Source organism: Micromonospora zhanjiangensis (assembly GCF_042650605.1).
GTDB classification, from domain to species: Bacteria; Actinomycetota; Actinomycetes; order Mycobacteriales; family Micromonosporaceae; genus Micromonospora_J; species Micromonospora_J zhanjiangensis.
Window position 1 is genome coordinate 81,530 of the sequence record NZ_JBHSBN010000008.1, and the last position, 14,019, is coordinate 95,548.

Below are 14,019 nucleotides of genomic sequence, written 5' to 3' on the forward strand. Positions count from 1 at the left end.
TCCGGTTTCGCCGACAACATCCGCGATTCACCGGATCGGGTGGTCGGGCCCGTTTCCCGATCGGGTGACCGGACCCCTGGGTCGCCCGAGGCGTCCGCCGGTCGGCCGAAGCCGCAAATCCGGAATGTCGGATGCGACGCCGTCGTTGGACCCACCCGTATGCCCCCGACCGAAAGGCAACCATCGTGAAGACGGCCTTCAATCGATGGCTTCCGGCCATCGCGCGTACCTTCCCCAGTCACGTGCTGGTCCGGGCCTCCCGGGTGCCCACCCAGCGCAAGGCGCTGCTGGCCGCGACCGGCCTGACCGCCGCCGCGGCGCTGGCCGGCGGCCAGGTCGCCGCCGGCGCCGCGGCGACCACGGCCGCCCCGGCCGCCACCCCGGGTGCCACGGCGGTGGAGCCGAATGCGGCGCCGAAGCCGGGCAAGGGGACGTCGTCGGCCGCCCCGGCCCCGGCCGCGGACGTCGCGCCGACGCCGTCGATGGCCGACCTCATCCCGTACGGCACCCAGGGCGCCCAGTCCAGCGTGCGGCTCTCGCCCGAGCAGGTGGACAACGCCCGGACCATCGTGCGGACCGCGAAGCGGGCGGGTGTCGGCGAACGGGGTGCGGTGATCGGCGTGGCCACCGCCCTGCAGGAGTCGAAGCTGAACAACTTCGGCCACCTGGGCTACCTCAACGACCACGACTCGCTCGGCCTGTTCCAGCAGCGGCCGTCCACGGGTTGGGGCTCGCCCGACCAGGTGACCGATCCGCAGTACGCCTCGTCGGCCTTCTTCGAGGGGCTCAAGCGGGTCAACGGTTGGCAGAACATGCCGCTGACCGACGCGGCGCAGACCGTGCAGGTGTCGGCGTATCCGTTCGCCTACGCCCAGTGGGAGCGGCAGGCGGCCGACCTCGTCCGGCAGTTGTGGAACCAGTGAGCGACGAAGATCCCGGCCCGGGCCGGGCCCCCGGTGGGGGCCCGGCCCGGGCTTTTTCGTCCGGACTTGTGGCAGGTGGGCGCCCCGGCGCATAGAGTTTCGTCATTGTTGCGGTGTTGTCATGGAAGCGCTCCCATGTAACAATTCCCGCAGCGCGAGCCGCACCAGTACCACGGACGCCGAGGGCAACCGGGATCCTCCGGACGGCGTCGACCCCCACCACCCCCTTTATCCGGCCGTCCCCGCATCCCGGGACGCCGGCCTGCCCAAGGAGATCAGTGGCAATGAGTGTGTGGAACAGGCTGACCGGCCGCCGCAAGGCGACCGCGCTGGCGGGCGCGAGTGCGCTGCTCGTCGGCGGTCTGGTCACCGTCCCCGCGTCCATGGCACAAGCGGCCGCCGGCTGCGACGTCGCCTACACGACCAACGACTGGGCCGGCGGGTTCACCGCCAGCATCACCATCAAGAACCTCGGCGACTCGCTGAGCAACTGGACCCTCGGCTGGACGTTCCCCAACTCCAGCCAGAAGGTGCAGCAGGGCTGGTCTGCCACGTTCACCCAGACCGGCCAGCAGGTGACCGCGAAGAGCCTGTCCTACAACGGCTCGCTGGGCACCGGCGCCTCCACCAACATCGGCTTCAACGGGGCGTGGAGCGGCAGCAACCCCAAGCCGACCTCGTTCACCCTCAACGGCGTGACCTGCACCGGCGGCACCACCCCCACCACGGGTGGCCCGACGGGTGGCCCCACCGGCAACCCGACCAGCAGCCCGACCGGAGGACCCACGGGTAACCCGACCACGCCGCCGGCGGGCACCCGGGTCGACAACCCGTACGCCGGGGCCAAGGGCTACGTGAACCCGGAGTGGAAGGCCAAGGCGGACGCCGAGCCGGGCGGTAACCGGGTCTCCAACAACCCGACCGCGGTGTGGATCGACCGGATCGCCGCCATCAACGGCACCCCGAACAGCAGCTCCAACGGTGCGATGGGAGTGCGCGACCACCTGGACGCGGCAGTTGCCCAGGGGGCCGGCTACATCCAGTTCGTCATCTACAACCTGCCCGGCCGGGACTGCTCGGCGCTGGCCTCCAACGGCGAACTCGGGCCGGACGAGCTGCCCCGCTACAAGTCGGAGTACATCGACCCGATCGCCGCGATCCAGGGCGACGCGAAGTACCGCAACCTGCGGATCGTCAACATCATCGAGATCGACTCGCTGCCCAACCTGGTGACCAACACCTCGGGCAACGCGGGCGGCACGGTGATGTGCGACACCGTGAAGGCCAACGGCGCCTACGTCAACGGCGTCGGCTACGCGCTGGCCAAGCTGGGCGCGATCGGCAACGTCTACAACTACATCGACGCCGCGCACCACGGCTGGATCGGCTGGGACAGCAACTTCGGCCCGGTCGCCGACCAGCTCAAGGCGGCCGCCGTGGCCTCCGGCAGCACCGTGAACAACGTGGCCGGCTTCATCACCAACACGGCGAACTACTCGGCGCTGACCGAGCCGTACATCAAGGTCACCGACTCGGTGAACGGGCAGACCGTGCGGCAGTCCAAGTGGATCGACTGGAACCAGTACGTCGACGAGCTGTCGTTCGCCCAGGCGTTCCGGCAGAAGCTGGTCTCGGTCGGCTTCCGCTCGGACATCGGCATGCTGATCGACACCTCGCGCAACGGTTGGGGCGGCTCGGCCCGGCCCACCGGCCCTGGCCCGTCGACCAGCGTGGACGCCTACGTGGACGGTGGCCGGATCGACCGTCGGCTGCACGCCGGCAACTGGTGCAACCAGAACGGCGCCGGCCTCGGCGAGCGGCCCAAGGCGGCCCCGGCCAGCGGCATCGACGCGTACGTCTGGGTGAAGCCGCCGGGTGAGTCGGACGGTTCCAGCAAGGAGATCCCGAACAACGAGGGCAAGGGCTTCGACCGGATGTGCGACCCGACGTACACCGGCAACGCCCGCAACGGCAACAACATGAGTGGCGCGATGCCCGACGCGCCGATCTCCGGTGCCTGGTTCTCCGCCCAGTTCCGCCAGCTGATGGCGAACGCCTACCCGGCGCTCTGATCCGGTAGGGACCAGCAGGACAACGCAGACGCCCCCCGTTCCCGCCGACAGGCGGCGGACGGGGGGCGTCTCGTCGGATGCCCGGTCGGGCTCAGGGGACGGTGCGTTCCACCGCCGCCCGGCCATCCTCGTCGAGGTCGTGACGGGCCCGCTCGACGTTGGTCGGCGTCGGGTCCTGGCCACGGGCCTTCGCCAGGTCCTCGGCCTCCCACGGCTGCTCGGCCCCGGTCCGGTAGCCGGCGGCGTTGTTCGAGCCGGCACCGTACGGGTCGCCGAGCAGGTCCTCCGTGTCGGACCGGTCCGTCGGTTTCTCGCCCGGTGCCGTGAAGGTGGGCGTGTCCGGGTCGGCGCCGCCGTCGGTGGCCAGTTGAGGCACCGTGCTCTCGTCCCGCACCGCCGACCGCACCTCGGGCGACTCCTCCAGCGGGCGCCCGCTGTTCCGATCACGTGCCGTCATCGGCTCTCCGCCCTTCTGTCCGGTTGATTACGGCCACCAGTCCACGTACCCAGGATCGGCGGCCCCATGCGACCGCGGCCGCCACCGTCGGTGACGGTGGCGGCCGCGAGCCGGGGTCTCTGGGTACCCGGGTCAGGAGTCCCCGTCCCGGGCCGGCCGGTCGGCGTCCGGGCTGCCCTCCGGGGCCTGCGCCGGTCGCAGCCACTGGGAGACGAGGAAGAACAGCCCGAGGGCGAGCATTCCGAGCCCGGCCCACAGGTTGATCCGTACGCCCTGCGCCTTGTCGAGCTCGCTCTGCCCGTCGAGGAGGCCGACAACGGTGACGATCAGCCCGTACGCCAGGAAGAGGCCACCGATCACCCGGCGGATGTCGAACAGCCGGGCCGCGGCGGAGGACGTGCGCTGTTCCCGCTCGGTCTCGTCGACCTGCGGGTCGTTTGGTTCGGAGGTGTGGTCAGTCATCGCGGAACTCCCTCTTTAGAAGACCGGCAGGTAGAAGAGCACGGCCAGGGCGACCGCGATCACGCCGAGCAGCACCGGCGAGCGGTACCAGGCGGTGTCACCGACCAGCACGTCGCCCTTCAGGTCCACCCCGCCGAGTCCGGAGACCAGGCCGCGCAGTTCCTTGTCCGGCTTCGGGGTGGTCAGCGGGGTGAGGATCGCCGCGACGATCGCGACCAGGACGAACGCGATGCCGGCACCCCAGAAGCTCTCCTCCAGCTCCGAGTTGAAGTCGATGACGCCGCCCTTGTAGAGCAGGTACGTCGCGAGCGCGCCCAGGGTGCCGGTGAGCAGCGACCAGAAGCCGGCCCACGCGGTCATCCGCTTCCAGAACATGCCGATGATGAAGGTGGCGAACAGCGGCGCGTTGAACAGCGAGAACAGCGCCTGGATGTAGTTCATGATGTTGCTGAAGCCGGCCGCGATGAAGGCCGTGCCGATGCCGACCACGACACCGACGATGGTGGCGATCCGGCCCACCTTCAGGTAGTACCCGTCGGGCCGGTCCTTGCGGATGTAGGCCTGCCAGATGTCGTACGTGAAGACGGTGTTGAAGCCGCTGACGTTCGCCGCCATGCCGGCCATGAACGAGGCGAGCAGGCCGGTGACCGCGATGCCGAGCACGCCGTTGGGCAACAGGTCACGCATCAGCAGCGGGATGGCGTTGTTGTACTGCAGGTCGCCCTTGTCGGCTCCCAGCCCCTTCACGGTGACCAGGGCGACCAGGCCCGGGATCACGGTGACCGCCGGGATCAGCAGCTTCGGGTACGCGGCGATGATCGGGGTACGCCGCGCGGCGCTCATGTTCTTGGCCGACAGGGCACGCTGCACCTCGGCGAAATTGGTGGTCCAGTAACCGAACGACAGCACGAAACCGAGCCCGAAGACGATGCCCAGCCAATGCGCGCCGAGCGGGTTGCCGGTGCCGTTCGTGTCCGCCCAGGCGTGCAGTCCCGCCTCACCGAGTTCGCTGCCCCGGACCGCGTCGAACAGGCCGTGGATGCCGCCCACCTTGACCAGGCCGATCACCGTGATCGGGATGAGGCCGGCCAGGATGACGAAGAACTGGAGCACCTCGTTGTAGATGGCCGAGGAGAGGCCACCGATGGTGATGTAGGCCAGCACGATGGCCGCGCCCACCACGATCGAGAGCCACAGCGGCCAGCCGAGCAGGGCCTGCATGACCAGGGCCAGGGCGTACAGGTTGACCCCGGCGATGAGCACCTGGGCGACCGCGAAGCTCAGCGCGTTCAGCAGGTGGGTCGGCCGGTTGAATCGCAACCGCAGGTACTCCGGCACGCTGCGGACCTTGGAGCCGTAGTAGAAGGGCATCATCACGATGCCCAGGAAGACCATCGCCGGTACGGCGCCGATCCAGTAGTAGTGCACGGTCATCATGCCGTACTGGGCGCCGTTGGCGGCCATACCCATGATCTCCAACGCGCCGAGGTTGGCCGACACGAAGGCCAGACCGGTCACCCAGGCCGGTAGGGAACGACCGGACAGGAAGAAGTCCACGCTCGATTTGATCGCCCGTCGGGCGGCGAAACCGACCCCCAGGACCGTCACGAAGTACAGCGCCAGGAGCGTGTAGTCCAGCGCGTTCATATTGAGTCTCAGGCCGCCATCCACGAGCCACTCCTGTCTATGGTCGGCTACCGCCCGGTAGGGGCGCCGGGCCTACTACCCAGGGCGAAGAAAATTCACGCCCTCTTGCCGACCGGCAGGTTTTGACGGGAAAACCCCGCCGTCCGGGGTGCGACGGCGGGGTTTTCGGCCGAATGGGTGTGGAGCCCGGTGGTCCCGTGGGTGCTCCGCGCTGGCTGTCCGATATGTCAGAGCCCGAGCAGCCGGTCCAGGAGGTCCCGGTAGCGGCGGACGACCACCCGCAGTTGTTCGGTGTCGCCCGGCTCACCGTTCTGCCAACCACCGAGGTCGTCCTTCTGCCGGGACAGCGCGGCGGCCAGCGCCTCGATCGCCTCCTCGACCAGTCCCTGCGCCTCGCCGGCCGCGGCCCGCGGGTCGTCGACGAACCGAAGCTGCACGTCCCGCCACCGGTCCCGGAATCCCCGCGTGGCGTCGTCGGTCAGCAACGCGGCGACCGGTTCGACGGGTACGTCACCCGGCATCAGCTCGGTCGACGCCGGTCCGGCCGCGCCCACCGAGCGGTCCCCGTCCGGCGCCGGGGTGGCCTCGTCCACGGGGTTGATCACCGCCTGCTCCGGTACGTCCTCCGGCCCGTGGTGCGCCACGCCGTCGACTGCCCCGTCAACGTGCTCGCCGGTCAGCGGCGCGTCGGCGTGCTCGCCGGTCAGTGGCGCGGTCCGGTCGTCGACGGTCCCGTCGCCGGACCGGACGGTGCTCTCGTCCCGGGGGTCGGGTTCCCGCTCGCGGTCGGGGTTGGCCAGGGCGGCGGCCGCCGCGGCACCGCCGACGGTGCTGGCCCCGAACGCGGTGGGGACCGGACCCGGCTCGTGGAACTCCGTCCCGTCCCGGTCGTCGACCTCCGCGTCGCCGATCGGCGCGCCGTCGATCCGGTCCGAGTCGTGCAGGGAGTCCGCCCGGTCGTGCGCCAGGCCGTCCCGGTCGGTGTCGGCCGCGGCGAGACCGTCCCGGTCGGTGTCGTCCCGGTCGGTGTCGGCCGGGCCCGTCGGGTGGTCGGTCCGGTCGTCCTGGAACTGCTGGTCCTGGTGACGCATGGGGATCTCCTCAGCGGTTCGGCGCGTCTTGGGGGGCGTCCGGACGGGTCCCGTCCGAGGTGTGGGCGCGTACCGGATCGGTGCCGAGCAGGTCGGCGAAGAGCGCCCGGTAGTGCACGACGGCCTGGCGGAGCTGTTCGGTGCTCGCCTCGCCGCGTTCGTTGCTCAGGTGGATCTCGTGGGCGTCGCGGTAGTGGGTCAGGGTCCGGGCGTGTTCGACGGAGAGGTGGGCGAGCTGCTCCTCGTACCCCTGGGTCGGGTAGCCCCGTTCGGCGATCAACCGGGTGACCAGCTCGTCGGCCGCGCCGACGGCCTCGCCGGGAGCGTCGATGAACCGGGCCTGGAGTTCCTCCCAGGCCGTCGAGTACTCGCGGCGGGACTCGTCGGACAGCGGGGTGAGGTCGAGGTCGGCGTGCCGCCGTTCCCGCTCCCGCAACTCCCGCTCGGCGGCGGACCGATTCTCCTGCTCAGCGACGACCCGGTCGTACTCCGGGCCGAACCGCGTCCGCAGGGCCCGGCGTCGACCGAGCACCACCGCGGTGACCACGACGGCGGCGACGACGAGCAGGACGAGGACGAGAACGATTATCTGCGTGGGCGACATGGCTCCTCCTTCGCCACCTGCTATTCCCGCGCGGAGGTGGTCGCCAATCCCCCTCCGGAGCATTTTCCCCCGGGCGGGGAAATACCGTCGGCGGAACGGGACGTACCACCGTCCCGGGGGTGGACGACCACCAGCAGGACGTCGAGCACCAGCAGGACGTCGAGCCGGGACGCGCTGCGCACCCGGCGGGACTCTGGTTACATCGGTCGGGAAGGGTCTCCGCCCGGGCGACGAGCGCGGCGCCGGGGCCCTTCCGCGCGTATGGACGGGACACGGATCGGCGGAGGGAACCGCGGGTGAACGGCGACGACACCATCGTCCATATCGGCTGCTACACGGCCGTGAGCGGCGGCCGGGGGGAGGGGATCGTCACGGCCCGCCGCGATCCGGCGTCCGGCGCCCTGGCGCCGCTCGGCCCGGCCGTGTCGACGCCGTCCCCGTCCTTCCTGGCCCGGCACCCCGAACTCCCGGTGCTGTACGCGGTCAACGAGCTGGCCGAGGGGACGGTGAGCGCCTTCACGGTGCGGCCGGACGGCGGGCTCACCGCGGCGGGCACCGTGGCCACGGGTGGTGACAGCCCGTGTCACCTGGCCGTCTCGGCGACCGGCCGGTTCCTGTTCTCGGCCAACTACGGCAGCGGCAGCGTCGCGGTGCACCGCCTCGACGACGCGGGTCGGCCCGGCGAGCGTGCCGACCTGGTGACCCACGACGGCCATGGTCCGGTCGCCGACCGGCAGGAACACGCGCACGCGCACATGGTGTCGCCCGAGCCGACCGGCGACCGACTGCTGGTGGTGGACCTGGGCGCCGACGGGATCTACCGGTACGACGTCGGTCCGGCCGGGCGGCTGGCGCAGGCCGGCCCGCCGGTGCGGATCCGGCCTGGCACCGGACCGCGGCACCTGGCCCGGCATCCGGACGGGCACCGGTTCTTCCTGGCCGGGGAGTTGGACCCGACGGTGACCGGCTACGAGCGGGACGCCGACGGGGTGTTGCGCGAGCGGGCCCGGGTGCCGGCCAGCCGGCGGTCGGGGCACGTGCAGCCGTCCGAGATCGCGGTGCGGCCGGACGGGCGGTTCCTCTACGTGGCGAACCGGGGGATCGGCACGGTGACGGTCTTCGCGCTGGACGAGAGCGCGCCGCGGCAGGTGTCGGAGGTGGATACCGGCGGCGACTGGCCCCGGCATTTCGCCCTTATCGGGGATCATCTCTACGTTGCCGACGAACGCGCACATCGCATCTTCGTCTTCGCGGTCGATCCGGAGTCGGGTGGTCTCACCCCGGCGGTGGAACCGGTTCCCGTTGCCAGCCCAACCTGTGTCCTGCCTTAAATTTTGCTTAAGTTTTGTCGTGGTGAGTTTTCCGGCCTAAGATGCGAGCCGGACAAAAGCTACGCATACCGAGACGCACCGCGATGAGGGGTGTGCCCGCAGTGACGAGAGTTGCCCGCGCTGTTTCTCCTGAGTAACTTTCGTCCGAACGTACCTAGCAGGGAGAACCCTCCGACCCGCAAGATTGGTGATCGTGTCAGGCCGCCATCGCAATCGTGCCCAGATCCGTCGAGGAGCCGCCGTCGCTGGGGCGATGGCGGTGGTCCTCGTTGTCACGGGGGCGTGGTTCGGCTACCAGAAGTTCACCGAACCGGCCTGCTCCGGGGAGCTGCGGATCCGGGTGGCGGCCACGCCCGAGATGGCCCCGGCCGTCCAGGCCGCCGCCGCGAAGTGGTCGTCCGACGGCGCCGCGGTCGGCGGTGTCTGTGTCGTCGCCGACGTACAGGCGGCCGAGCCGGTGGACGTCGCGGCCGCGGTGGCCGGCCAGCACGGGGTCACCCTGCCCGGGGTCGGCCAGGCCAGCGGCGACGCGGTCCTGCCCGACGTCTGGGTGCCCGACTCGTCGACCTGGCTGCTGCGGTTGCAGAAGGCCGCCGCCGGATTCGCGCCGAGCAACCGCGCGTCGATCGCCCGCAGCCCGGTCGTGGTGGCCATGCCCGAGCCGGTCGCCGCCACCCTCGGCTGGCCCGACAAGAAGCTGACCTGGAACGACCTGCTCGGCCAGCTCACCACGGGGACCAAGCTCAAGGCCGGCATCGTCGAGCCGAGCCGGGACGCCGCCGGCCTGTCCGGCCTGCTCTCCATCAGCCAGGCCGCGGCGACCGCCGGCCCGGACGCGCAGCGGCAGACCACCGGGGCGCTCCGGGCGCTCGCGGCCACCAAGTCGGTGCTCCGCGAGGACCTGTTGCAGCGGTTCCCCCGCGCCGGTGACCCCGCGGCCATCGCCGCCGCGCTCAGCGCGGCGGCGATGTCCGAGGAAGATGTCATCTACTACAACGCGAAGAAGCCGCCCATCCCGCTCGCCGCGCTCTACCTGGAGCCCGCGCCGATCTCGCTGGACTACCCGTACGCGGTGATGCCGGGCATCGATCCGGCCCGTGCGGCCGCGGCCGGTCGGCTGTTCGAACTGCTCAACACCGCCGGGTTCCGCGACCGGCTCGGCGCCCAGGGCCTGCGCGCGCCGGACGGCACCGTGACGCCCGGGCTGAGCGCGCCGCAGGGCGCCCCGAGTCCGGCCGGCAGCCCGCCCGGCGCGACCACCCCGCAACCGGGCGGTACGGCCGCCGCCGGCGGGCTGGCCGCGGACGTGGTCGAGCGGGCGCTCTCCACCTGGTCCATCGCCACCCAGAGCGGGCGGATGCTGGCCGTGATCGACGTGTCCGGCTCGATGGAACGGACCGTCCCGACGGCGAACAACGCCACCCGGGAACAGGTGACCGTCGCGGCGGCGTCGAAGGGGCTCGGCCTCTTCGACGACTCCTGGGCGATCGGCCTGTGGACGTTCTCAACGAACATGGTCGGCAGCCAGCCGTGGAAGCAGCTCGTGCCGATCGGCCCGCTGTCCAGCCAGCGGACGAAGCTGCTCGCCGGCCTGACCACGGTCGTGCCCAAGCCGGACGGCAACACCGGCCTGTTCGACACCACCCTGGCGGCGTACAAGGCGGTACAGGACGGCTGGGAGCCTGGCAAGGTCAACTCGGTGGTGCTGTTCACCGACGGCAAGAACGAGAACCCCGGCGGTCTGACCCAGCAGCAACTCATCGCCAAGCTGAAGGCGGCCATTGACCCCGAACGGCCGGTCCAGGTGATCATCATCGGCATCGGTCGGGACGTGAGCCGGGCCGAGTTGGAGGCCATCGTCAAGGTGACCGGTGGCGGCCAGTTCGTCACCGAGGACCCGGCCGAGATCGGCACCATCTTCCTCAAGGCGATCTCGCTGCGACCACCGGCCACCCGCTGACCCCGGATCGACGCCAGGGCCGTGGTCGGTTTCCGACCGCGGCCCGCGTCGGTTCCCGCCTCCGGCGGGAAGGGGTACGCCCCATGAGCGCAAGTGAATTTCGTTCACGACGCGCCAAGTGACAGTAATCTGTCGGAAGCTCTCCGTAATCCCGCCCATGGGTGAGGATGTCCTGGTGCCCCGATGTCGTCGGTCCCGGTAACGGGCCGTCGGTTCGGTCACGGGGGCGCCCCGGCAGACCTGTGGGAGGGCCGTTGACGACGTCGCCCCTGCTCAGCCCCGTTGTTGCGGGGCCCGGGACCACTTCGGACGGTGCCGTTCTCGCCCAGCGGGAGCAACAGAGCCGTTACCTGCGCTTCCTGCTCGTGCTCGACGTCGGGGTCATCGCGGTCGCCGTGATCTGCGGCTACCTGGCCCGGTTCGGCGACGACGACCCGCGCGGTTCCGACATCCCGTACATCCTGGTCGGGCCGGGTCTGGTGCTGGCCTGGTTGCTCTTCCTCAAGACGCTCCGGTGCTACGACGACCGGGTGCTGGGCTACGGTGCCGACGAGTACCGCCGGGTGGTGTCGGCCAGCCTGCGGCTCGCCGGGGCGGTCGCGATCGCCGGTTACGTCGCCGACGTGGGTGTCTCCCGGGGTTTCCTCGCCATCTCCTTCGGCGTCGGCACGACCGGCCTGGTCGCGGCCCGGTTCGGCGCCCGTAAGGTGCTGCACCGGGCCCGGGCCCGGGGAGCCGGCTGGTCCCGCCGGGTGCTCGTGGTCGGCGACGCGGCCCACGTGCTGGAACTGGTCGGCACGCTGCGCCGCGAGCCGTACGCGGGGTACCAGGTGGTCGGCGCGTGCATCCCCGACGCGCTGCTCGCCCCGGTGCCGCAGCGACTCGGCGACGTCCCGGTGGTCGGCTCGTTCCGCGGCATCCTGGAGGCCGCCGACGCGAGCGGCGTGGACACCGTCGCGGTGACCGCGTCCGGGGAACTGACCGCGACCCGGTTGCGCCGGCTGGGTTGGCAGTTGGAGGGCACCGGCATCGACCTGGTGCTGGCGCCCGCGCTGACCGATGTCGCCGGACCGCGCATCCACACCCGGCCGGTCGCCGGGCTGCCACTGATCCACGTCGAGGCGCCCGAGTTCCGGGGCGCCCGCAAGCTCGTCAAGGGTCTGGTCGACCGGACCGTCGCGCTGGCCGCGCTGACCCTCGCGCTGCCGGCGCTCGCCGCGATCGCGCTGGCCGTCAAGCTGGACAGCCGCGGCCCGGTGATCTTCCGGCAGGTCCGGGTCGGCCGTGGCGGCGAGGAGTTCGGCGTCTACAAGTTCCGCACCATGGTGGTCAACGCCGACACGCTGCTGGCCGAGCTGGCCGCCCGGAACGAGACCGACGGACTGTTGTTCAAGATGCGCGAGGATCCCCGGGTCACCCGGGTCGGCCGGTTCCTGCGCAAGTGGTCCCTGGACGAACTGCCCCAACTGGCCAACGTGCTGTTCGGGGACATGAGCCTGGTCGGCCCCCGGCCACCGCTGCCCTCCGAGGTGGCCCGGTACGACGGGGACGTCGCCCGGCGACTGCTGGTCAAGCCGGGCATGACCGGGTTGTGGCAGGTCAGCGGACGGTCCGATCTCACCTGGGAGGACGGCATCCGGCTCGACCTCTACTACGTGGAGAACTGGTCGCTGGCCACCGACCTGACAATCCTGTGGAAGACGGTGGGCGCGGTCGTCAACGGCCGCGGTGCCTACTGACCCGGACACGGCTCACGGCTGCGGGCCACGCCAGTCCAGGCACACCGCCACCGCGTCGTCCACCAGGTCGGAGCCGACGTACGCGCGCAGGTCGCCCAGCAGCGACCGGACCGCCTCCAGCGGCGCCATCGTCCCGCTGCGCCGGACGAACCGTTCCAGCGCCGTGTCGCCGTACCGGCGGCCGGTGTCGGAGGTGGCCTCGAAGATGCCGTCGCTGACCACGAACAACCGGTCGCCCACCGACAGCTGGAATCGTTGCGGACGGTAGACGGTGTCCTCGAACATGCCCAGCGGGAACTGCGCCTCCAGCGGCTGTTCGAGCACCGCGTCGCCGCGCAGCACCAGCAGCCGGGGCGACCCGGCGTCGATCGCCGTCACCTGCCCGCCCGCCAGGTCGAGTTCGAGCAGCAGGGCGGACAGGTGCTGCGCGCCCCGGTGGTACGAGTAGATCGCCTGATCGGCCAGCGTCGCCTGGTCGGCCAGTTCGAGGCCGCCGCGCCGGGCGTTGCGCAGCGCGTTGGTGGCCAGGGCGGTCAGGCTGGCCGCGACCACGCCCTCGCCCATGCCGTTGACGACCGACAGCCAGACCCGGTGCCCGTCGTCGGACCAGTCGAAGGTGTCGCCACGGACCGCGTACGCCGGTTCCAACTGGCCGGCCAGGGTGAACGAGGAGCGCTCCCGGCTGCGCCCGGGCAGCAGTTCCCACTGCATCTCGGCGGCCAGGGTGAGCCGCCGGCTGCGGGCCGCGAGCGCGTACAGGTCGGTGCCCGCCCGCACGGCGGCCAGTTCGTGGGCCAGCAGCGTGGCGATCTCCGCCAGTTCGTCCAGGTCCGTCGGGTCGGCCGGCGCGGGCGCGAGCGCCAGCACACCGGTCCGTTCGCCCCGCATGGTCACCGGCAGGTAGAGCATCCCGTCGCGGACCAGCGCCTCCTGGTGGTCGAAGCACCGCCAGGCCGGATCCCCGGCGCCGACCCGCTCCCGCCCGCCGCCCAGCGGCAGCAGCGAGGTCAGCCGGTAGTCGACCAGGAGCAGCTCGGTGGTGGTGAGTTCGTACGCCTTCGCCACCGCCTCGGCGAGCCGCTCGACGAGGAGATCGGCGGGGGCTCCGGCCAGGATCCGGCGGATCTCGGTCAATCGGTCCGACATCTCGCCCCCTCGCTGGTGCAGGGGTTCTCCCTGCTGGAGTACCCTCTTGCCCAGCATGACCGACATTCATGGCTCGGACGGGCCCGATGTGAGCATCACCGCCGCGGTGGACACCGCGGCGGCTGCTTTGGTGTCGCTCTGGGACGCCGCCCGGGAACAGGCCGTGAGTCAGTTGTCCGCCTCGCAGTTGCGCGCCCTGATTGTCGTCGAGCGGTACGACGGGATCAACCTGCGCGGCCTCGCCAAGAGCGTCAACATGCTCCTGTCGTCGGCGAGCCGGCTGTGCGACCGGCTGGTCGCCGCCGGCGTGCTCGAACGCGAGCCCGGCCGCCAGGACCGGCGGGAGATCTCCCTGCATCTGACCCCGGCCGGTCGGAAGCTGCTCGACGAGCTGCGGGACCACCGGCGGCAGCGGCTGGCCGAGGTGCTCACCTCGATGAGCCCGGCCGGCCGGCAGGCCCTGCTGCGCGGCCTGGCCGAGTTCGACGAGGTGCAGCAGCCCACGACCGAGCGGCACCGCCCGGCCCGCTCGGCCTGACCCGGGTCGGGTCCCCTGCCGTGCGCCACCGGGGCGAATCGACCGGCGT

12 protein-coding genes are annotated in these 14,019 nt (G+C 71.3%); 6 read left to right on the top strand and 6 right to left on the bottom strand.

Annotation, left to right across the window (positions count from 1 at the left end; all coding sequences use genetic code 11):
• Nucleotides 1–185: 185 nt before the first annotated feature.
• Both ACFOX0_RS14115 and ACFOX0_RS14120 read left to right on the top strand, forming a co-directional pair.
• Complete coding sequence (locus tag ACFOX0_RS14115; protein ID WP_377545582.1) at nt 186–923, top strand: hypothetical protein; 738 nt, start codon at nt 186–188, stop codon at nt 921–923.
• A 284-nt stretch (nt 924–1,207) separates the two neighbouring features.
• Nucleotides 1,208–2,995 carry a glycoside hydrolase family 6 protein gene (locus tag ACFOX0_RS14120; protein WP_377545584.1) on the top strand — a complete coding sequence of 596 codons (1,788 nt, stop codon included), beginning with the start codon at nt 1,208–1,210 and terminating at the stop codon, nt 2,993–2,995.
• 91 nt (nt 2,996–3,086) lie between these two features.
• Here the strand turns inward: ACFOX0_RS14120 and ACFOX0_RS14125 are convergent, their stop codons facing one another.
• The 5 genes from ACFOX0_RS14125 to ACFOX0_RS14145 all read right to left on the bottom strand — a co-directional run bounded on the left by ACFOX0_RS14125 (nt 3,087) and on the right by ACFOX0_RS14145 (nt 7,256).
• Complete coding sequence (locus tag ACFOX0_RS14125; protein WP_377545586.1) at nt 3,087–3,452, bottom strand: hypothetical protein; 366 nt, start codon at nt 3,450–3,452, stop codon at nt 3,087–3,089.
• Nucleotides 3,453–3,584: 132 nt separating this feature from the next.
• Nucleotides 3,585–3,914 (bottom strand): hypothetical protein, encoded by a 330-nt coding sequence (locus ACFOX0_RS14130; protein WP_377545587.1) that lies wholly within the window; start codon nt 3,912–3,914, stop codon nt 3,585–3,587.
• Nucleotides 3,915–3,929: 15 nt separating this feature from the next.
• Nucleotides 3,930–5,561: a sodium:solute symporter family protein gene (locus tag ACFOX0_RS14135; protein ID WP_377545918.1), complete on the bottom strand. Its 1,632-nt coding sequence runs from the start codon at nt 5,559–5,561 to the stop codon at nt 3,930–3,932.
• A 227-nt stretch (nt 5,562–5,788) separates the two neighbouring features.
• Nucleotides 5,789–6,652 (bottom strand): hypothetical protein, encoded by an 864-nt coding sequence (locus ACFOX0_RS14140; RefSeq protein WP_377545589.1) that lies wholly within the window; start codon nt 6,650–6,652, stop codon nt 5,789–5,791.
• Nucleotides 6,653–6,662: 10 nt separating this feature from the next.
• Nucleotides 6,663–7,256, bottom strand: coding sequence for a hypothetical protein (locus ACFOX0_RS14145; RefSeq protein ID WP_377545591.1), 594 nt, complete (start codon nt 7,254–7,256; stop codon nt 6,663–6,665).
• Nucleotides 7,257–7,552: 296 nt separating this feature from the next.
• Here ACFOX0_RS14145 and ACFOX0_RS14150 point away from each other — a divergent pair, with 296 nt between their 5' ends.
• The 3 genes from ACFOX0_RS14150 to ACFOX0_RS14160 all read left to right on the top strand — a co-directional run bounded on the left by ACFOX0_RS14150 (nt 7,553) and on the right by ACFOX0_RS14160 (nt 12,286).
• Nucleotides 7,553–8,587: a lactonase family protein gene (locus ACFOX0_RS14150; protein ID WP_377545593.1), complete on the top strand. Its 1,035-nt coding sequence runs from the start codon at nt 7,553–7,555 to the stop codon at nt 8,585–8,587.
• Nucleotides 8,588–8,777: 190 nt separating this feature from the next.
• A complete protein-coding gene (locus ACFOX0_RS14155; RefSeq protein WP_377545920.1) occupies nt 8,778–10,547 on the top strand; it encodes a substrate-binding domain-containing protein in 1,770 nt (589 codons plus the stop codon).
• Between the two features lie 254 nt (nt 10,548–10,801).
• On the top strand, nt 10,802–12,286 hold the full coding sequence (locus ACFOX0_RS14160) for a sugar transferase (protein ID WP_377545595.1): 1,485 nt from the start codon (nt 10,802–10,804) through the stop codon (nt 12,284–12,286).
• 12 nt (nt 12,287–12,298) lie between these two features.
• Here the strand turns inward: ACFOX0_RS14160 and ACFOX0_RS14165 are convergent, their stop codons facing one another.
• On the bottom strand, nt 12,299–13,432 hold the full coding sequence (locus ACFOX0_RS14165) for a PP2C family protein-serine/threonine phosphatase (protein ID WP_377545597.1): 1,134 nt from the start codon (nt 13,430–13,432) through the stop codon (nt 12,299–12,301).
• A 55-nt stretch (nt 13,433–13,487) separates the two neighbouring features.
• Between ACFOX0_RS14165 and ACFOX0_RS14170 the strand changes: the two genes are divergently transcribed.
• Complete coding sequence (locus tag ACFOX0_RS14170; RefSeq protein WP_377545599.1) at nt 13,488–13,970, top strand: MarR family winged helix-turn-helix transcriptional regulator; 483 nt, start codon at nt 13,488–13,490, stop codon at nt 13,968–13,970.
• Nucleotides 13,971–14,019: the final 49 nt, after the last annotated feature.